This is a genomic window from Micromonospora sp. NPDC051543 (assembly GCF_044454415.1).
Taxonomy (GTDB): domain Bacteria; phylum Actinomycetota; class Actinomycetes; order Mycobacteriales; family Micromonosporaceae; genus Micromonospora.
Genome location: NZ_JBITDT010000005.1, coordinates 26,102 through 44,554, shown reverse-complemented (window position 1 = coordinate 44,554; position 18,453 = coordinate 26,102). Strand labels below are relative to the sequence as shown.

Below are 18,453 nucleotides of genomic sequence, written 5' to 3'. Positions count from 1 at the left end.
GAGAACGTCCCAAGAAAGATGCTCACCGGATGCAACCAGGAAGGCACTTACGAACGTCTAGGAAAGGGACAACTGTCCAGGGGAGGTGCCATGCGGCGTGTTCGGCACACTTCCCGGCTGTTTGCCCTGGTGGTGGTCGTGCTGGTCGGCACCGGCGCGTGCACGTTCGATCCGCGGTCCGGCGGGAGTGGTGGCGGGGGAGCCGCCCCGGTCGGTGCGGCGGAGCAGGCATCGGGGGCGAGCGGCACGTCCGGGCCGGCCCAGCACGGCCGGCCCACCACACCGTCGCCCGCCCCGCGCACCGCCACACCACCGCCGAAGAAGACCACGCCGAAACCGAAACCGAAGCCGACGCCGACCACCGCCACGTCGACGTCGCCGACCGCCGCCGGCTGCCCGCAGGGCCAGCACCAGCGCGCGGTGGAGACGTACCTCGCCCGCCTCGGCGGGTTCGGGGCCGTCACCGTCGACGGGCGGCAGTCCGCCGCCGACTGCGCCGCCATCAAGAAGTTCCAGCAGAGGTACGGCATCCGCCCCGTCGAGGGTCGCGCCGGACCGACCACCCTCGACGTGGCCCAGCGCCTCGCCACCACCGACACGAGCCGTTGCCAGGCCGGCGCCGGCACCACGTTCTGCGTGGACCTGACCCGGCAGACCGTCTGGGCGATGCGGGGCGGCAGGGTGGTCATGGCGCCGACCGTGACCCGCACCGGAATGTCCGGCTACCGCACCCCCTCCGGCACGTACACGGTCAACTTCCGCAACCTGAAGGAGTGGTCCGACCCGTACGAGGTGTGGCTGCCCTACTGGCAGCACTTCACCCAGGGCATGGGCTTCCACGAGACCACCACCTACCTGCACGACAAGTCGATCGGCTCGCACGGCTGCGTCAACCTCCTGCACACCGACGCCGTCCGGATGTGGGAGCTGGGCAAGGTCGGCACCCGCGTGGTGCTGATCGGTCGCCGCCCCGGCACCTGAGCGACACACCCCCATTTCCGGGTTTTATCCCCTGTCACACCGGTCCCAGGAGTGTCACGCTGGGAGTCCAGGGCCGGACCGGGCGGGGAGGCTGGATATGACGGTCGACCGTGAAGTGGTCGCGCAGTACGAGCATGCGCCGCCCGACGAGGTGTCCCGCGCGACGGTGTTCGCGTACGCCTTCGCGGCGGCGCTGCTCTTCGGGTGGTTCCTCTTCGGGTGGTTGGTGCTCCAACAGGGCTTCGTCGACTCGGTCGGCGAGTCGGCCGGGGCCGGCTTCGCCCTCCTGCTGATCGTCTCGGTGGTCGGCACCGTACGACGCAGCCGCCGCTGAGCGACCACGGGAGAAGCTGGGCGACCACGGGAGAGACAGCGCCGCTCAGTCCGCCAGCACCGCCGCGGTGATCCGGTGCAGCGCGAAGGTGTGCAGCATCTCGGTCCGCTCGTCCTCGGCGCGCAGGTAGCCCGCCCCGATCGACACCGGCTTCACGAGCCGCGACGCGGTCGCCCCGTGGGCGTCCACGTACCCGACCCAGACCAGCGCCCGGTCCCGGACCGCCTGTTGGAGCACGGCGAGCGCCTCGCTGTGCGTGTGCGCCGGCACCGGGCCACCGCCCAGCCCCGCCGCCCCACCCCGAACCACCGCCGGGGCACGACGGGCCGCCCGCGCCGCCGCCTCGCCCCGCCGGATGTGCTCCACCACCCCGAGCAGCCGGGGCATCGGCAGCTTCGGGGTGGCCAGCGGGTCCAGCGTCCTGGTGGTCACCCCTACCCGCGCCGGAGCGCGCCGGACTCGTGGCCGGATCAGCATCGTGCTGCCAGTGCCGTCCTCCTGCACCGGCGCGTACCCGGCCTCCCGCAGCGCGGTGAGCATCCGGCTGACCTGGTACGGGGTGGTCAACACCGTCGGCGCCAGCCGACGCAGCGTCAGCGACTCCAGCCGCCGGTCGGCCAGCACCTCGGTGAGGAGCGCCTCGTCGTCGCTGCGCAGGTACGCCCCGGCCGAGCCGGCCCGCAGCCCGCCGTGCTTACGGGCCACGTCGTCCACCAGGTAGCTGAGCCCCTGCGGCACCGGGGTACGCGATCGGCGACGGAACAACTCGTGCAAATCGTCGGCCGTGTAACCGGCGTCCAACGCTCGCCGGACGCTCGCCGTGGTGACCCGGTGCACACTCGCCCCGCCGGCCGACTCGAGTTCCGTCGTCGCCTCCAACTCGGCGGCGAGCGCCGGCTCGGGCGGCCCGGGCACCACCACGGTCAGGTCGGCCTGCACCAGGAAGTGGTCGACCGGGGCGGGCAACAGCGCGTCCAACGCCCGCGCCGCACCGGACGGATCGCCACTCTCGGTGTCCGCGTGCAACCCCAGCGGGTCGCCACCGGATTCGTCGGTCGACGTCAGCTCGCCCAGCAACAACCGTCCGTACGAGGTGAGCGCCCCCAGCCCGGTCATACCGAGCTGCGCCGCCTCGGCCAGCACCTCCCGGTGGGCGGCCTCCCGACCCCGGCTGCGCCGTGGCGTCCGCCAGTCCAGCAGAGCCTGCAACTCCTCCGGGGTGGGCGCGGTCGCCGGCTCCAGGTCGGCGAGCACCCCGAGCACCGCCCGGCGGGTTGCCGGCGCACCGGCCCGCTCCGCCTCCGCGGAGAGCGCGGTGATCGGCCGGTCCCGGTCGTCACGCCGCCCGACCAACCCCACCTGCCGGGTCATGGTCATCCAGGCGCGGGCCAGGTGCTCCCACCGTTGGGCCAGCGATCCGGCCCGCCACACCTCGTACCCGCCGGTCGGCAGCACCTGCTGGTCCGCCCCGTACCGACCGGTGGTCGCACCAGGCATCTCCATCTCGCCGGCGAGCCCCGCCGCGTACGCCACCTCGAGCAGCAGCGCGGTGGTCGGCTCGTCCAGGCCGGCGGTGCGGGCCAGCCGGCGCAGGTCGCGGACACCGATGCCACCCGAGCGCAGCACCGGGGCGGGTTCGGCGGCGAGCTGTTCCAGCAGTCCTTCGGTGTGCCGGACCACCTCCATGGTCTGCCCGGCGCCGGCCGAGTCGACCATCTTGGGCTCGCGGGGAGCGGCGGCCACCGACGGCGGGCTGGTCTGCAACGGCCCGAGCGGACCGCTGTCGCGCCGCAGCAGGAGGCCGACCTCGCGGGGCAGCTCGACGGTGCCGCCAGCCGTCGCCGAGCCGGCCGAGACGTTCACCAGCAGCCGGTTGTCGACCAGCCAGCGCACCGGTGAGCCGGTGGGCGCGCCACCGTTGGTCGGGTCGGCGAGGACGTCGTCCTGCGCGCCGATCGCCGGTGCCTGCAGCGCGCCCGCGGGCACGCTACCGACCGGCGGTCCGGCCGCCAGCCGGTCCAGGATCGCCCGGGCCGACGGGGGCGCCGCGAGCAGCGTCCGGCGCAGCTTCGCCGGGTCCGCGCAGAGAGCGGCCGCGCGAACGTCCAGGTCCGCGGCGGGTCGACCAAGTCCAGCGGGGTACGGGGAGACCTCGTCGACGGCGGCCGCCACGTGCATGGCGTGCTCGGGGCCGTACAGCAGGAACAGCGCCCTCAGCCGGCCCACGGCGGCCCGGACCGCGGTCGGCGCCGGTGGGTGCGGCCCGGCGGTCGCCATGGCGAGGATCGTGTCGGTGGCGGTCGTGCCCTCGTCCGGGTGCCGGGTGAGCCGGCCGGCGTCCAGGATCAGCAGCGTGAACTGGTCCAGCCCGTCCAGCGCGCGGGCCACCGAGACCCGGGACTGGGCGCGGATGGCCAGAGCGGAGATGTCGGCCGGCACGGGCACGACGAGGTCCGGCCGCAGTTGCAGGAGTGCGGCCAGTGACTCGTCGGGCAGCGACCGCAGATGGTCGGCGAGTGAGGTGGTCATCGTCTTTCCACGCTAGCCCGGGGTGGGCCGGTCGCGCCCCTCGGACGTACGGCCGGCTGTGCGTCGGCGAGTAGGTTTCTCGGCATGTCTGCACCGACCGTCGGATTCGACCTCGACATGACCCTGGTGGACTCCCGCCCCGGCATCGCCGCGGCCTACCGGGCGCTGACCGCGAGGACGGGCGTTCCGGTGGACGCCGACCTGGCGGTGTCCCGCCTCGGCCCGCCGCTGCGCACCGAGATCGCCCACTGGTTCCCACCGGAGCAGGTCGAGTCGGCCGTCCTGCTCTATCGCGAGCTGTACCCGGCGTACGCGATCACCCCGACGGTCCCGATGCCCGGCGCGCGGGAGGCCATCGACGCGATCCGCGCCCGGGGCGGAAGGGTGCTCGTCGTCACTTCCAAGATCGCCCGGTTGGCTCGGCTGCACCTGGACCACCTCGGCCTGGTGGTGGACGAGCTCGCCGGTGACCTGTTCGCCGAGCAGAAGGCGACCGCCCTGCGGGAGCACGGCGCGACCCACTACGTGGGCGATCACGTGGCGGACATGGTGGCGGCGGGGGTCGCCGGGGTGCCCGGAATCGCCGTCGCGACGGGCCCGTGCTCCGCGGATGAGCTGCGTGCGGCGGGGGCGAGCGTCGTGCTGGACGATCTCACCGGATTCCCAGCGGCGCTCGACGGCATGATCCAGCTAGCCTTGGAGCAGTAGCGGCTCAAGTGAAGCAGGGGTTTTCAGGTGCCTACGGGTCGAGTGAAGTGGTACGACACGGCCAAGGGATACGGCTTCGTCACCAGCGACGAGGGCGGTGACGTGTTCCTGCCCAAGGGCGCGTTGCCGGCGGGCGTCACCGACCTCAAGGGTGGTCAGCGGGTCGACTTCAGCGTCGTGGACAGCCGCCGTGGCGCGCAGGCCATGGGCGTGAAACTGCTGGACGCGCCGCCGTCGATGGCGGAGCTGCGGCGCCGGCCGGCCGAGGAGCTGCACGGCCTCGTCGAAGACATGATCAAGGTGCTGGAGGCGAAGGTCCAGCCGGACCTGCGTCGGGGCCGGTACCCGGACAAGAAGACCGCGCAGAAGATCGCTCAGCTGGTCCACGCGGTCGCGCGCGAGCTGGAGGTCTGAGGCACCAGCCCGGCGGTGGCGGCGCGGTCGAGGAGCGCCGTCACCGCGGCGAAGCCGGCCTCGCCCAGGTCGGCCGTGAACTCGTTGACGTAGAGGCCGATGTGCCGGTCCACCACGTCGAGTTCCATCTCCTGGGCGTGCGCGAGGACGTACTCCCGGCTGACCGTCGGGTCCGCCCAGGCCTGCCGGACGGACTCGCGGATCCAACCGGCGGCGGCCTCCGGGTCGACCGCGCCGCGACGGGCCAGGATCGCGCCGAGGGGAATGGGCAGGCCCGTGTCGGCTTCCCACCACTCGCCGAGGTCGACGAGCGCGGTCAGGCCGTGCCGGTGGTAGGTGAAGCGGGCCTCGTGGATGACCAGGCCCGCGTCGTAGCGGCCGGCCGCGACGCCCGGCATGATCTCGTGGAACGGAACCACCTCGATCCGGGCCGGCGGCCGTCCAGCCGACCAGAGCCGGAACAGCAGGTACGCGGTGGTCCGGTCGCCCGGCACAGCCACCGTGGCGCCGGTCAGGTCGGCGCGGTCGCCCCGGGTGAGCACCAGCGGCCCGCACCCGCGGCCGAGCGCGCCACCGCAGGGCAGCAGGTGGTAGTCGTCGAGCAGCCACGGCAGCGCCGCGTAGCTCACCTTCACCAGGTCGAAAGCACCCCGCTCGGCCGCCGTGTTGGTGACGTCGACGTCGGCGTACGTCACCTCCACCGGCGGTGCGCCAGGCACCCGCCCGTGCACCAGGGCGTCGAACACGAACGTGTCGTTGGGGCAGGGCGAGATCGCCAGGGAGAGCGCCACGCCCCTCACGTTAGCCCCGCCCGCGCGGCCGGTCGGGGCGACCCCGTGCCTGGTGATCCGCGACAAACCAGGCCGGCGCCGGCTCCTGCCCCTCCGGCGCCCCTCGTCCAGGTGCGAGAGGTCACGTCGCTCGGTGTCGAGCTGCCCCGGATGTAGGGCGAGGGGCACTGATGGCGGTGGTGGCGGGTGGTTAGGTCGGTCCCTGTCGAGCTGCTTCGAATGTGGGGTGAGCATGGCGCCGGCGGTGAGGTGGATGGTTGGTCAGGTCGCGCCGCGTCGAGCTGCTTCGAATGTGGGGTGAGAGGGCGCCGGCGGCGGTGGTGGCGGGTGGTTAGGTCGCTGCCTGTCGAGCTGCTCCACATGTGGGGCGCCGTGCGCCAGCGGCGGCGGTCGTGGCGGCGTTTGATGCCCTATGCCGTGCCGTACGCGTACCGGTGCCCATTGCCCATTGCTCATTGCCCATTGCCCATTGCCCATTGCCCATTGCCCATGCCCTGCCCCTGACCGTGCCCTGCCCCTGCCCCTGCCCCTGCACTGACCGTGCCCTGCCAGTGCCCTGCCCCTGCCCGTGCCCTGCCCGTGCCCTGCCCCTGCCCGTGCCCTGCCCGTGCCCTGCCAGTGCCCTGCCCTGCCAGTGCCCTGCCCTGCCCGTGCCCTGCCCGTGCCCTGCCCGTGCCCTGCCCGTGCCCGTGCCCTGCCCGTGCCCGTGCCCTGCCCGTGCCCTGCCCGTGCCCGTGCCCTGCCCGTGCCCGTGCCCTGCCCGTGCCCGTGCCCTGCCCGTGCCCTGCCCGTGCCGTGCCCTGCCCGTGGCCGTGCCCGTGCGGGGCGCGCCCCACTTCTGGGGCAGCTCGACAGGGGCCGACCACCACAGGGATACCCACAGCCCTGGCGCGTTGTCCACATGGTTATCCACAGGCGAAGGGTGCGCTGTTGACGACGTTCGCCGTGCGGAAAAGCATGGACGGATGGGGATGAGCGGGGATGCGATCGACGTGGGGGCGGTGCTGCGTGATCTTCGTCGACGTGCAGATCTGAGCCAACGGGAGTTGGCCGATCGCTCCGGGGTCCCGAAGAGCACGCTGGCCCGGATCGAGGCGGGGCGGGGTGGCGAGCCGGCGTTTCGCACGGTGGCGCGGCTCGTCGGGGCGGCAGGGGGCGAGCTGTCGATCCGGCTGCACGGCGAACCGCCGGGCGACAAGTTCACCGATCCGGACGGCGTGCCGCTAGGCATGCCTGTTGACGAGCCACGGGACGAGGCCGACCGTCGGTACCCGGCGCACCTCGATGTCCGCCGGGTACGGACCCTCAAGGACTGGCCGGGTGCGTGGTGGGCGCATTCGTACACACTCCCGCAGAGATCGTGGCCTTTGCGCGTGCCGGAGCTGACCTACGACCTCGACCGGGCTCGGCGGGACCGGCGGCGGTGGCGGCAGGAGGCCCGCGCACGGGTGATTTTCCGGCGTGCGTTCGAAGGCGTGCCGCCCACGTCTTGGCGGTTCGTCGCCGAGGTGCCCGGAGCGGGACCGGTAGGGGAACTGCGGGCTCATGAACGGAGCCTCGACCTCCTCCTCGGCGAAGACCGCAACGACCGGCGTGAGGTGGTGATCGAGGGTGTTGTCGTCGCTCCGGACCTGCGGTTTCTGGGTATCGGACGGCGGCTGGTCGAGCTGTTGGCGAACGAGATGGCGCGAGTAGGCCTTCGCACCGCGCACGCCGTCGCCGAGTTCGGCAACGTCGTCTTTCTCCTCGCCTGCGGCTTCGAACTCCGGGCGAGCAGACCGTCGGCGCTGATGCTCGACGTCCGAGGCGTACCCGGGGTCAGCCCAGCGCCGGAGCCGCCTTCGTCAGGGCGGTGAGGGCCTCGCGCAGCCGCCAGGCGTCGCGGTCGCGCGGGCCGATCGGGTTGGAGATGGTGCGCAGCTCGGCGAAGGGCACTCCGGCCTGTGCGGCGGCGACGGCTACCCCGTACCCCTCCATGGCCTCGGCCACCGCCTCCGGATGCCGCCGGCGTAGCTCCTCGGTGCCGGCGGCGGTGCCCGTGACGGTGGTGACCGTGAGCACCGGGCCGATCGTGGCCATGGGTAGGGCGGCGCGCAGCGCCGCCAGTAACGCCGGGTCCGCGGGGACGACGCTGCCGCCGCCGAGCAGCGCGGGTGGCATGCCCAGATCTTCGATGCCGATGAAGCCCTCCGGTGAGTCGGCGCCCAGGTCGGCCGCGATGCTCGCGGTGCCGAGCACGGTGTCGCCGACCGCTGCGCGACCGGTGAAGCCGCCGGCCACGCCGGCGCTGACCACCGCCCGGTACGGACGACCGGCCGCCTCGGCCAGCGTCAGCAGCCGCGCGGTGGCGGCACCCGCCACGGCCGGGCCCACCCCGACCGGGGCGACGGTCACGTCGGTGGCGGTCAACCCGGCCTGTACGGCGTCCGCCTCGGCCGGCACCGCGGTCACCACCAGCAGACCGGTCACGAGAGCGAGCCGGGGGACTCGCGGCGGGTCTCGTCGTCCGCGCCCCCGCCTGGGCCGCCGACCGACGAAGAGGGCCGGTAGATGTGGTAGCCCGGCGGCGCGAGCCCCGCTTCGTCGTGCCGCTGCGACGTGGCCTGAGGTGGCGCCGGCGAGGTGGGCGCGACGGTCTCGGGCGCGACGGTTTCGGGCGCGGCGACCTCGGGCTCGTCCTCGGTCAGTTCGTCGTCACCCAGCGGCCGGCCGGCCAGCTTCTCGGTACGTAGCCGAGCGGCGACCAGCACTCCCCGGACGGCGGCCACGATGCCCACCCCGGCGGCGACCGCGATGCCGGTCCGGCCCGCGAACGGCACGAGTCCGAGCCCGCCACCGGCGACGAAGGCGAGCATGAGCACCGTCTCGGAGTGGGCGAAGGAGCTGGCCCGCAACCGCTCCGGGATGCGCTCCTGGATCGAGGCGTCCACGGCGAGTTTGGCCACTCCGCTGACCAGCGCGGTGACCAGGCAGAGCAGGGCCACCATCAGCAGCGAGAACTGGATGACGGCGAGTACCCCTACGCCCGCCACGATGATCATGCTGCTGGACTGGATGGCGGTCGGCCGGTGGATGCGCAACCGGGTGCCGACGGCGGTCGCCAAGAAGCTGCCGACGGCCAGAGCGCCACCGATCAACCCCAGCGCCCACTCCGCGCCCAGGTCCCGTCCGAACACCCCGGTGGTCAGATCGCCCTTCTTGATGGCGAACGCGAGGAAGAGCAGCAGGAAGCCGTACACGGCACGTAGGGTCGCGGCGCCGATCAGGGTGGCGATCACCAGCCGTCCGGCGGGTCGGCCCCGGCCCAGCGGCCGGTCCTTCCGACGGCTCAGGGCGCGGAGCGCGCGGGGGACGCGCTCGGGTGGCTCCGAGTCCGCCTTCGGGGGCAGCCGCAGCGAGATCACCATGCCGATCAGGAAGATCACCGACGCGACCCGCAGCGGCCACTGCGGCCCGAACCAGAAGGCGGCCAAACCGATCGGGGCCACGAGCGCGCCCGCCACCGTGCCGTACACGCTGGCCCGGGCACCCACCTGGGACAGGCCCAGCCCCTCCGGCAGCAGCCGGGGTACCGCCGCCGAGCGGGCCACGCCGTAGGCGCGCGACAGCGCCAGCACACCGAACGCGGCCGGATAGAGCCCGAAGCCGTGGATGTAGTCCGAGATCAGCCAGGCCAGGAACGCCCGGCCGAGCATGGTGGCGGCCAGCGCGTACCGCCGGCCGTGCCGGAAGTGGTCCAGCAGCGGCCCCACCACGGGTGCGAGCATCGCGAACGGAACCATGGTCACCAGCAGGTAGAGCGCGACCTTGCTGCGGGCCTCACCCAGCGGCACGTTGAAGAAGATCGTCCCGGCCAGGCCGATCGCGATCAGGGTGTCACCCGCGCAGGAGAGCGCGTGCAGGTCGAACAGCCGGACCATGCCCACCTCGCCGCCGGCGCCCCGCGCCCGGGCGTGACCGGCCCGGCGGGTCACCCAGCGGCCGCTGCCCACCGAACCGCGCAGGAGCAGACGGATCGCCCGGATGCCGGTGCCGACGGTCCGCCCGAGGAGGGATCGCCCGGAGTGGGAGTACGGCGGCATGTGCACCATCCTCGCCCATCCGACGCAGGTGTGCCGCATCAGTCGCGGCGAAAGGTTCCCCGGGAGTCCCTGTCACCCCTGCGGGGAGCATGGGGAACAATGGTCTGGTGACCAGGCCCGCCTCCACCCGTGCCGCCCGTCTCGACCAGGTCTGCGCCGCCGCCGTCGAGGTGGCCCGTGCCGGCATCACCGAGGTGGACGCCGACGACGTCGGCGACCACCTGCAGGTCGTGTCCGAGGGCGAACGGCTGGTCACCCACTACTTCGAGTGCCGCCTCGCCGGCTACCGCGGTTGGCGGTGGGCGGTCACCGTCACCCGCGTCCCGCGCAGCCGTACGGTCACGATCTGCGAGACGGTGCTGCTGCCCGGTCCGGACGCGCTGCTCGCGCCCGGGTGGCTGCCCTGGCAGGAGCGGCTCAAGCCCGGTGACCTCGGCCCGGGTGACCTGCTGCCGACCGCTCCGGAGGATGAGCGGCTGGTCCCCGGCTACCTGCTCTCCGACGACCCGGCGGTCGAGGAGACGGCCTGGGAGCTGGGTCTCGGTCGGGCCCGGGTGCTCTCCCGTGAGGGTCGGGCCGACGCGGCGCAGCGCTGGTACGACGGCGAGCACGGCCCGACGGCGGCCATCTCCACCGCCGCGCCGGCCGCCGCCCGCTGCGGCACCTGTGGCTTCTACCTTCCGTTGGCCGGGGCGATGCGGCAGGCGTTCGGCGCGTGCGGCAACTTCTACGCACCCGACGACGGCCGGGTGGTCAGCGCCGACCATGGTTGCGGCGCGCACTCCGAGACGCTGATCGAGGCCGCCGAGACCGCGGTCGAGGACCTACCAACGGTGTACGACGACAGCGCCGTGGAGGCCATGTCGGTCAGCCGTGCGCCGGGTTCGGTCGAGGCGGGGGAGCCGGCGGAGCCGTACGGGCACCCCTGAGTCGCGCTCCGGCGCCTGCCGGTGCGTTCAGCTCGCCCGGCGGCGGCGTCGGTTGGCGTCGTGCCGCAGCATGACGGCGAGGCCGGGGAAGCCCCACAGGAACCCGGCCAGGCAGGTCCAGAGCCAGTTCTCGTGATCGTGCTCGGTCAGCCAGCCCCGGAAGAACACCAGCAGCACCAGTCCGACGACCGCCCACGCGATCAGGCCGGCTACGGCGAACGGCACCATCGGCGGGTCCAGCGGCGCGGGGCGCGTTGGCTGGTCGTTCGGCATCGGGCAAGCGTACGCGACGCCCTTCCCCTGTCCGCCAGCGATCTGGGACGATGCGCGCGACAACCGGAAGATCACCTGTGAGGTCCTCATGGCAGTAGCGCCGCCCGAGAACGACACACCTCCCAACTCCGCTCAACCGCGTAATGGCTTCGACCGGTTCTTTGAGATCTCCGCCCGCGGCTCAACGTTGAGCCGTGAGGTACGAGGTGGCCTGGCGACCTTCTTCACGATGGCGTACATCGTCGTGCTCAACCCGCTGATCCTGGGCGGCGCGGTCGACGGTGACAACAAGACTCTCCCGATTCCGGCGCTGGCCGCCGCGACGGCGCTGGTCGCCGGCCTGATGACCATCCTGATGGGTGTCGTCGGCCGGTTCCCGCTGGCGCTCGCCGCCGGTCTGGGCGTCAACGCCCTGGTGGCGTACGAGATCGCTCCCGAGATGACCTGGGCCGACGCGATGGGCCTCGTGGTGATCGAGGGTGTGATCATCGCGGTGCTGGTGCTGACCGGTCTGCGTACCGCGGTGTTCCGCTCGGTGCCCACGCAGATGAAGACGGCGATCGGCGTCGGCATCGGCCTCTTCCTGACCATTATCGGTCTGGTGGACGCCGGCTTCGTCCGGCGGCTCCCGGACGCCGCCAACACCACCGTTCCGGTCGGCCTGGGCGTCGGCGGCAAGCTGGTGAGCTGGCCGCTGCTGGTCTTCGTGGTGGGCCTGCTGCTCACGCTGGTGCTCGTGGTGCGCCGGGTCCGGGGCGCGATCCTGATCGGCATCCTCGCGTCCACCGTGCTCGCGGTGATCGTGGAGGCGATCGGCAACATCGGCCCGTCGTTCGTCGACGGCAAGCCCAATCCGAAGGGCTGGGCGCTGAACGTGCCGGAGCTGCCCAAGACGGTTGTCGACGTGCCGGACCTGTCGCTGCTCGGCAAGTTCAACGTGCTCGATTCGTGGGGTCGGGCCGGCTGGGTCGTCGTGCTGATGTTCATCTTCACGCTGCTCATCACGGACTTCTTCGACACCATGGGCACGATGGTGGCGGTCGGCCAGGAGGGTGGCCTGCTCGACGAGAAGGGCACCCCGCCGAGGGCCAAGGAGATCCTGCTGGTCGATTCGATCGCGGCGGCGGCCGGCGGTGCGGCCAGCACCTCCAGCAACACGTCGTACATCGAGAGCGCGGCCGGTGTCGCGGAGGGTGCCCGGACCGGCGTGGCCAACCTGGTCACCGGCGCCCTCTTCCTGCTGGCGATGTTCCTGGCGCCGCTGGTGGTGATCGTGCCGTTCGAGGCGGCCTCGACGGCGCTGGTGGTGGTCGGTTTCCTGATGATGACCGCGGTACGGACGATCGACTGGTCGGACTACGAGATCGCCATTCCCGCGTTCCTCACCATCGTGCTGATGCCGTTCACCTACTCGATCTCGAACGGGATCGGCGCTGGTCTGATCACCTTCGTGGTGGTCAAGCTGGCCCGGGGTAAGGCCCGGGAGGTCCACCCGCTGCTGTACGGGGTGGCCGCCCTCTTCGTGCTGTACTTCCTGCGTGGGCCCATCGAGTCGCTGGTGCTCTGACAGGTGTCGTCCGGGCGGGGGTCGAGTGTGATTCCCCGCCCGGAACAGCACAAACATCCCCGTGAGCCTGGTCATAACAGATGTCGTTAGCCAGGCTCATTAGTTAAGCTAACTAACGTGACGGAGCGGACGGTGACGGCGGAACGCGTGCCACCGGCGCAGCTGGCTCCCCAGTTGCGAGATGCGATCACCCGACTCAACCGGCGGGTCCGACGGGCCCGGCCGGTCGGCGACCTCACGGTCACCCAGGTCTCCGCGCTCACCAGCCTGCGGCTGGCGGGCGGGATGACGCCACGGGAACTGGCCGAGATCGAACGGGTGCAGCCACCGACGATGACCAAGATCGTCGCGAAGTTGGAGGACCGTGGCCTCGTGCGGCGGACCCCCCACCCGACCGACGGCCGACAGGTCATCCTCGCGGCGACCGAAGGAGGGCAGGCCGTGCTCGACCAGTTCGAGCGGGCCCGCGACGAATGGCTGGCCCACCGGCTGGCCGCGCTCGACGAGGACCAACGGGAGACCCTGCACAGGGCCGCCGAGATTCTCCAGCAGCTCGCTCGCGCCTGAGCCCGCGCCCGCGCCACCGGGCCGTGCCGTCACCTGACGATGACGCGTACGTCCTTGAGGAGGCGCACCGAGAGTGCAGGCCAAGCTGAGCACGATGTTCCAGTCCCTACAGGTCCGCAACTACCGCCTTTTCGCGTCCGGGCAGCTGATCAAACTGGTCGGCGTCTGGATGATGTTCATCGCCCAGGACTGGCTCGTCCTCGACCTTTCCGACAACTCCGCCACCGCGCTCGGCGTGGTCACCGCGTGTCAGTTCACGCCGGTTCTGCTGCTCACGCTCTTCTCCGGCCGCCTCGCCGACCGGTACGACAAGCGGGTCCTGCTGTTCGCCGCCAACACCTTCTGGACGGTGCTGGCGCTCGTCATGTCCCTGCTGGTCCTCACCGACCTGGTGCAGTTGTGGCACGTCTTCGCGTTCGCCGCGCTGCTCGGCGTGGCCAACGCCGTGGAGACCCCGGTCCGCCAGGCGTTCGTCTCCGAACTGGTCGGCACACCGCTGCTGCCCAACGCGCTGTCGCTGAACGCCGCCGTCTTCAACTCCGCCCGGATCGTCGGTCCGGCGGTCGCCGGTCTGGCGATCGCCGCGTTCGACGTGGGCCCGGTCTTCCTGTTCACCGCCGTCAGCTCCATCGCGCCGCTGGTGAACGTCGTCCGGATGCGGACCGCCGACCTGCACCGCGACGCGCTCCTACCGCGCGACGAGCGGGCGTCCGCGAAGGTCGTCGACGGGCTGCGGTACGTGTGGCGGCGGCCGGACCTGCTGCTGCCGATGGCGGTGATGTCGGTGATCGGCATGTCGCTGTTCAACTTCCAGCTCACCCTGGCCGCGCTGGCCAAGACGGTCTTCCACACCGGTGCCGCCTCCTTCGGGCTGTTCAGCACCGCCCTTGCCGTCGGCGCGCTGGGCGGCGCGCTCAGCGGCACCGGCCGGCGGAGCCGCCCGTCGGTGTGGCTGGTGCTCGGCGCCGCGGTCGGCTGCGCCAGCTTCGGCACGCTGGTCGGGTTCGCATCGACGTACTGGCTGGTCGTCGCGCTCCTGGTGCCCACCGGCTTCTTCATGGTCTTCTTCGCCCAGGCCGCCAACCAGCGGGTCCAGCTCGGCGTGGACGCCGCGTTCCGGGGACGGGTGATGGCCCTGTGGGTGCTGGTGTTCCTGGGCACCAACCCGGTCGGCGCACCGCTGATCGGCTGGGTGGCCGAGCACTTCGGCGCCGGCGCCAGCATCTGGATGGGCGGGCTGATCTCGCTGGCCACCGCGCTGATCGCGCTGACCTGGCAACTGCGCCGCTCCGGTGCGCGGCTGCGCTTCCGGGTGCTGCCCATGCCCCGCTTCTACGTCACTTCCGCCGACTGCTGAGCCACGCGCTCGGGCCCCCGCCGACCGCCGGGCAGGGGCCCTCGAGCGTGGTCCCGATCCACGGATAGCGCGGATGCGGCCAAACCGCTGGCGAGGTGGCACGACGGGGCTTAGCGTCGATATGTGGGAGTCGGACGCGCGCTGATGCTGGCCCTGGCGTTCCTCGCCATGGCCAGCATTCCGGCGGTGTTCGCCCTGCTCTTCTGCTACGACGAGATTCTCGACCGGGTGGTCTGCGGCTGGGCCGAGTGGCGGGAGCGCCGACGGGAGCGACGCACCATCGCCCGCCTCGACCGGGCCATCGAAGCCGACGCGCTGACCCGGGACATCGACCTCAGCGAGTTCGACCGCACCGACCGTCGTCCCCTGGAACAGCTCGCGGCCGACCTGCGCCGCCTCGGCGGTCAGCGGCTCGGCGGCATCGGCCGGCCGATGGTCTGGCACGGCGCGGTGGTCCAGGCGTACGACGACCGGCTCCGGCTGGCCTGCCGCGCCCTCGGGATCACCGAGCACCTGGCCGAGCTTACCGGCGTCGACCAGGAGATCGAGCGGGTACGCGTGGAGGGCGTGCTGCACGCCGCCGGGTTGACCCTGCCGGCCGCCCGAGCCGGGCACCGGCAACGCCACCATTGACGGGCCCCCGAATGCGCCTGTTCGTCGCGGTCAATCCGCCCGCCGAGGCGGTCGACCACCTCGGCGCGCAGGTCGCCCGGCTGCGGGTCGGCGCGGCGGCGGCCGCTGGTGCCCAGGTGCGGCTCGCCGACCCGGCGGACCTGCACCTCACCCTGGCGTTCCTCGGTGACGTCGAGGCCGGCCGGCTGGTCGACGTGGAGAGTGCGCTCGGGCTCGCCGCCGACTCGTTCGGCGCCGATCGGAACGTCCCGCCCCGGCTGCGCCTGGGCGGCGGTGGCGTGTTCGGCGACGGCCGGCGCACGGTGCTCTGGGTGGACCTTCGGGGCGATGTCGGGGCACTGCACGAGTTGGGCCGGCTCGTCCGAGAGCGGCTACGCGTGGCCGGGTTGCCGTACGACGAAAAGCCCTTCCGCCCGCACCTGACCGTGGCCCGGCCCGGGGACCGGATGGATCCGGCCGCCGTCGAAGCCGACCGCACCGACCTGGACGGGTACGCGGGCCCGGAGTGGCCGACCACGGAGTTGCTGCTGATGCGCAGCCACCCCGGGTCGGGTCGCTCGCGTTACGACCGGCTCGCCGCCTGGCCGCTCTGACTCATGATCCACTCGGGTTCTCGAAAGCCGGGGTGTCCGACACGCGCCGACAGCGCGGTTTCCGAGAACCCGAGTCGATCAAGCAGTGGCTGCCCCGTGGAACGTCAGGAGGACTCGCGGGCGGCCGGACCGCTGCCGAAGAGCACGTCGTCCCAGCTTGGCAGCCGCTTGCGCGGCTTGCCGTTGGCGTCGGTGGACTCGCCGCCGGCCGCCGCAGCGGCTGCCGTGCCGGTCCGTCGCGGCCGCAACACCGCCAGCGACGGCACGGCCGGGACCTCCTTGGGCGCGTCCGAGTCGTCGTCGAAGGCCGACCCCTGGCCACCGCCGAGCAGCGCGGCAGCGCCACCGCCGACCGGCCGCTGCCGGGGCGCGTCCGACCCGGCGAGAGCAGCCGGGTTACGCGGTTCGAGCCCGCGACCCGACGAGGCCCCGAGTGGACGGTCCAGCGAGGCGAGCAGGGCGTCCCGGCCGGCCCGGATCGGATCGCGGCCCGGGCGCGGGTGCTCGGACGCCGCCGGCAACCCGTGCCCACCACGACTCGGCTCGCCACGCGACGGACCGGGCAGGCCGTGCCCACTCCGCTCCGGCGCCGGCTCCTGGCCGAGGATCGGCGTGGGCCGCTCGGCGCACAGGTACTGCGCCATGTCGTCGTGCGGCGTGACCACCTGCCGGGCCTTGTCCATGTCCCAGATGGCCTGCGCGGTGGCCTTGCCCGACGGCCAGGTGGCGATGATCCGCCAGGTGCCGTCGTCGCGCCGGTACGCGTCCCAGGAGATCTTCTCGGTGTCGATGCCGTGCTGGCTCAGTCGACCGTTGACCACCTCGGCCAGCGGGGTGGGCTTCTCCGCGCCCTTGAGCCGGGTGCGGCGGGCGTGCTGGGCGAGCATGGCCCGCTCCTGGAGCACCGGCCCGGCGTAGCGCAGGACCCGGTCGACCGGCACCCCGGCGATCCGGGCGACGTCCTCGGCGGACTCACCGGAACGAATACGGGCCTGGATGTCCCGAGGGGACAGGGAGGGAACGGGATCGGCGGCGGTCGGCGCCACCGCGAGCGGCGGGGCACCTGGTTCGGGGTGCATCACACCGGCGATGCGCTCGTCGATCGGCAGGGCGAGCAGTCGCCCGACCTCGTCGGCGAGCACCAGGGCCTGGCCGTCCTCGGAGAGGGCGACGAAGCGTACTGGGCGCATAACGTTGCCTCCGTCCCGCTTCGCTGGCCGCACGCCACGAGTCGGCCACCCAGGCGTCTCGGACCACCGTACGCGCATCTGTCTCAGGGTGGGGGAAGCGACACCCCGCATGTCGTGACTGAGCTGCGGCAATGATCACGGTGGGTGTCCATCGAGGCGTCGACGGACACCCACCGTGACGAAGCTCAGAGGCGCTCGACCACGTAGTCGATGGAGGCGGTCAGAGCCTCGACGTCGGACGGCTCGACGGCCGGGAACAGCGCCACCCGCAACTGGTTGCGGCCGAGCTTGCGGTACGGCTCGGTGTCGACGATGCCGTTGGCGCGCAGCGCCTTGGCGATCGCCGTGGCGTCCACCCCGTCGGCGAAGTCGATGGTCGCGACCACGTTGGACCGCAGTGCCGGGTCGGTGACGAACGGAGTGGCCACCGTGGACCGCTCCGCCCAGCCGTACACCGTGGCGGCGCTCTCCGCCGTGCGCTTCGCCGCCCAGGCCAGGCCACCCTGCGCGTTCATCCAGTCGGTCTGCTCGGCGGCCAGGAAGATGGTCGCCAGCGCCGGGGTGTTGTAGGTCTGCTCGAGCCGCGAGTTGTCGATCGCGGTCACCAGGTCGAGGAAGGCCGGGATGTAGCGGCCGGACGCCTTGATCTCGGCGGCCCGGTCCAGCGCGGCCGGCGACATCAGGGCCAGCCAGAGGCCGCCGTCGGAGCCGAAGCACTTCTGCGGCGCGAAGTAGTAGACGTCGGTCTCGCCGACGTTGACCTCCAGGCCACCCGCGCCGGAGGTGGCGTCGACCAGCAGCAGCGACCCCTCGTCCGCGCCGGCCACCCGGCTGATCGGCACGGCCACGCCGGTCGAGGTCTCGTTCTGCGGCGTCGCGTACACGTCCACGCCGGCCTCGGCGACCAGGGCCGGGGCGCTGCCGGCGGCGGCCTTGCGGACGGTGGGCTCGCCCAGGAACGGCGCGTCGGCGACCGACTTGGCGAACTTCGCGCCGAACTCGCCGAAGCTGGCGAACTGGGCCCGGTCACGGACCAGGCCGAAGGTGGCGACCTCCCAGAACGCCGTGGTGCCGCCGTTGCCGATCACGACCTCGTAGCCCTCGGGCAGGGAGAAGAACTCGGCGATCCCGGAGCGCAGCCGGGCCACCTGGTCGCGGACCGTCTTCTGCCGGTGCGACGTACCCAGGTAGCTGGTCGCCACCTCGGCGAGCGCGGACACGGCCGCCGGACGGACCTTGGACGGGCCGCAGCCGAAACGGCCGTCGGCGGGCTTGATCTCGTCGGGAATCCGGATGATCGGTGCGTCAGCCACGGTTCTGAAGATCCTTCCGCAAGGGCGAGGGCGGGCCCGGCGACACTGCCGGCCCTCATCCTCGCACCCGGGGCCGGCGGCGACCGCCGTGGTCCCGGCCGCCGGCCTGAGTCCTTCGCCACACCGGCGGATGAGGCGGGCGATCCAGCGCGACCGGGCGCTGCCACTGGGGGCTGCGACAACTCGGGGTCT

18 protein-coding genes are annotated in these 18,453 nt (G+C 72.5%); 11 read left to right on the top strand and 7 right to left on the bottom strand.

Annotated features, from left to right (window positions below):
- Positions 1-90 precede the first annotated feature (90 nt).
- Both ACIA3K_RS10315 and ACIA3K_RS10310 read left to right on the top strand, forming a co-directional pair.
- The gene (locus ACIA3K_RS10315; RefSeq protein WP_396800357.1) at positions 91-981 is read left to right on the top strand and encodes a L,D-transpeptidase family protein; all 891 of its coding nucleotides are present in this window, start codon (positions 91-93) and stop codon (positions 979-981) included.
- Positions 982-1,078: 97 nt separating this feature from the next.
- On the top strand, positions 1,079-1,315 hold the full coding sequence (locus ACIA3K_RS10310; RefSeq protein ID WP_396800355.1) for a hypothetical protein: 237 nt from the start codon (positions 1,079-1,081) through the stop codon (positions 1,313-1,315).
- A gap of 45 nt (positions 1,316-1,360) precedes the next feature.
- Here the strand turns inward: ACIA3K_RS10310 and ACIA3K_RS10305 are convergent, their stop codons facing one another.
- Positions 1,361-3,844, bottom strand: coding sequence for a helicase-associated domain-containing protein (locus ACIA3K_RS10305; RefSeq protein WP_396800354.1), 2,484 nt, complete (start codon positions 3,842-3,844; stop codon positions 1,361-1,363).
- Positions 3,845-3,928: 84 nt separating this feature from the next.
- Between ACIA3K_RS10305 and ACIA3K_RS10300 the strand changes: the two genes are divergently transcribed.
- Complete coding sequence (locus tag ACIA3K_RS10300; RefSeq protein ID WP_355049198.1) at positions 3,929-4,552, top strand: HAD hydrolase-like protein; 624 nt, start codon at positions 3,929-3,931, stop codon at positions 4,550-4,552.
- A gap of 27 nt (positions 4,553-4,579) precedes the next feature.
- Positions 4,580-4,966, top strand: coding sequence for a cold-shock protein (locus ACIA3K_RS10295; RefSeq protein WP_088986676.1), 387 nt, complete (start codon positions 4,580-4,582; stop codon positions 4,964-4,966).
- Here the strand turns inward: ACIA3K_RS10295 and ACIA3K_RS10290 are convergent.
- A complete protein-coding gene (locus ACIA3K_RS10290; RefSeq protein ID WP_355049197.1) occupies positions 4,927-5,757 on the bottom strand; it encodes a 1,4-dihydroxy-6-naphthoate synthase in 831 nt (276 codons plus the stop codon). The genes ACIA3K_RS10295 and ACIA3K_RS10290 overlap by 40 nt on opposite strands.
- 806 nt (positions 5,758-6,563) lie before the next feature.
- Between ACIA3K_RS10290 and ACIA3K_RS10285 the strand changes: the two genes are divergently transcribed.
- Positions 6,564-7,613, top strand: a complete 1,050-nt coding sequence (locus ACIA3K_RS10285; RefSeq protein ID WP_396800352.1) for a GNAT family N-acetyltransferase — start codon at positions 6,564-6,566, stop codon at positions 7,611-7,613.
- Here the strand turns inward: ACIA3K_RS10285 and ACIA3K_RS10280 are convergent.
- Together ACIA3K_RS10280 and ACIA3K_RS10275 are read right to left on the bottom strand one after the other, a co-directional pair.
- Positions 7,576-8,226: a futalosine hydrolase gene (locus tag ACIA3K_RS10280; protein ID WP_396800351.1), complete on the bottom strand. Its 651-nt coding sequence runs from the start codon at positions 8,224-8,226 to the stop codon at positions 7,576-7,578. The genes ACIA3K_RS10285 and ACIA3K_RS10280 overlap by 38 nt on opposite strands.
- Entirely contained in the window at positions 8,223-9,839 is a 1,617-nt protein-coding gene (locus ACIA3K_RS10275) for an MFS transporter (RefSeq protein WP_396800350.1), read from the bottom strand. Before ACIA3K_RS10275 ends, ACIA3K_RS10280 begins: the two co-directional genes overlap by 4 nt.
- Positions 9,840-9,928: 89 nt before the next feature.
- On the opposite strand from ACIA3K_RS10275, the gene ACIA3K_RS10270 reads away from it, so the two are divergent.
- A complete protein-coding gene (locus ACIA3K_RS10270) occupies positions 9,929-10,768 on the top strand; it encodes a DUF3027 domain-containing protein (protein ID WP_355049194.1) in 840 nt (279 codons plus the stop codon).
- A gap of 27 nt (positions 10,769-10,795) precedes the next feature.
- Here ACIA3K_RS10270 and ACIA3K_RS10265 read toward each other — a convergent pair whose 3' ends face one another.
- Complete coding sequence (locus tag ACIA3K_RS10265; RefSeq protein ID WP_396800349.1) at positions 10,796-11,041, bottom strand: DUF2530 domain-containing protein; 246 nt, start codon at positions 11,039-11,041, stop codon at positions 10,796-10,798.
- An 88-nt stretch (positions 11,042-11,129) separates the two neighbouring features.
- Here ACIA3K_RS10265 and ACIA3K_RS10260 point away from each other — a divergent pair, with 88 nt between their 5' ends.
- The 5 genes from ACIA3K_RS10260 to thpR all read left to right on the top strand — a co-directional run bounded on the left by ACIA3K_RS10260 (position 11,130) and on the right by thpR (position 15,758).
- Entirely contained in the window at positions 11,130-12,608 is a 1,479-nt protein-coding gene (locus ACIA3K_RS10260) for an NCS2 family permease (protein ID WP_355049192.1), read from the top strand.
- Between the two features lie 117 nt (positions 12,609-12,725).
- A complete protein-coding gene (locus ACIA3K_RS10255) occupies positions 12,726-13,175 on the top strand; it encodes a MarR family winged helix-turn-helix transcriptional regulator (protein WP_396800347.1) in 450 nt (149 codons plus the stop codon).
- A gap of 73 nt (positions 13,176-13,248) precedes the next feature.
- Positions 13,249-14,532: an MFS transporter gene (locus ACIA3K_RS10250; RefSeq protein WP_396800345.1), complete on the top strand. Its 1,284-nt coding sequence runs from the start codon at positions 13,249-13,251 to the stop codon at positions 14,530-14,532.
- Positions 14,533-14,655: 123 nt separating this feature from the next.
- Positions 14,656-15,165: a hypothetical protein gene (locus ACIA3K_RS10245; protein WP_396800344.1), complete on the top strand. Its 510-nt coding sequence runs from the start codon at positions 14,656-14,658 to the stop codon at positions 15,163-15,165.
- Between the two features lie 11 nt (positions 15,166-15,176).
- On the top strand, positions 15,177-15,758 hold the full coding sequence (gene thpR / locus ACIA3K_RS10240) for an RNA 2',3'-cyclic phosphodiesterase (protein WP_396800343.1): 582 nt from the start codon (positions 15,177-15,179) through the stop codon (positions 15,756-15,758).
- Between the two features lie 104 nt (positions 15,759-15,862).
- On the opposite strand, the gene sepH is transcribed toward thpR, so the two are convergent.
- The gene (sepH, locus tag ACIA3K_RS10235) at positions 15,863-16,948 is read right to left on the bottom strand and encodes a septation protein SepH (RefSeq protein ID WP_396800341.1); all 1,086 of its coding nucleotides are present in this window, start codon (positions 16,946-16,948) and stop codon (positions 15,863-15,865) included.
- 185 nt (positions 16,949-17,133) lie between these two features.
- Positions 17,134-18,261: a phosphoserine transaminase gene (gene serC / locus ACIA3K_RS10230; RefSeq protein WP_396800339.1), complete on the bottom strand. Its 1,128-nt coding sequence runs from the start codon at positions 18,259-18,261 to the stop codon at positions 17,134-17,136.
- Positions 18,262-18,453: the final 192 nt, after the last annotated feature.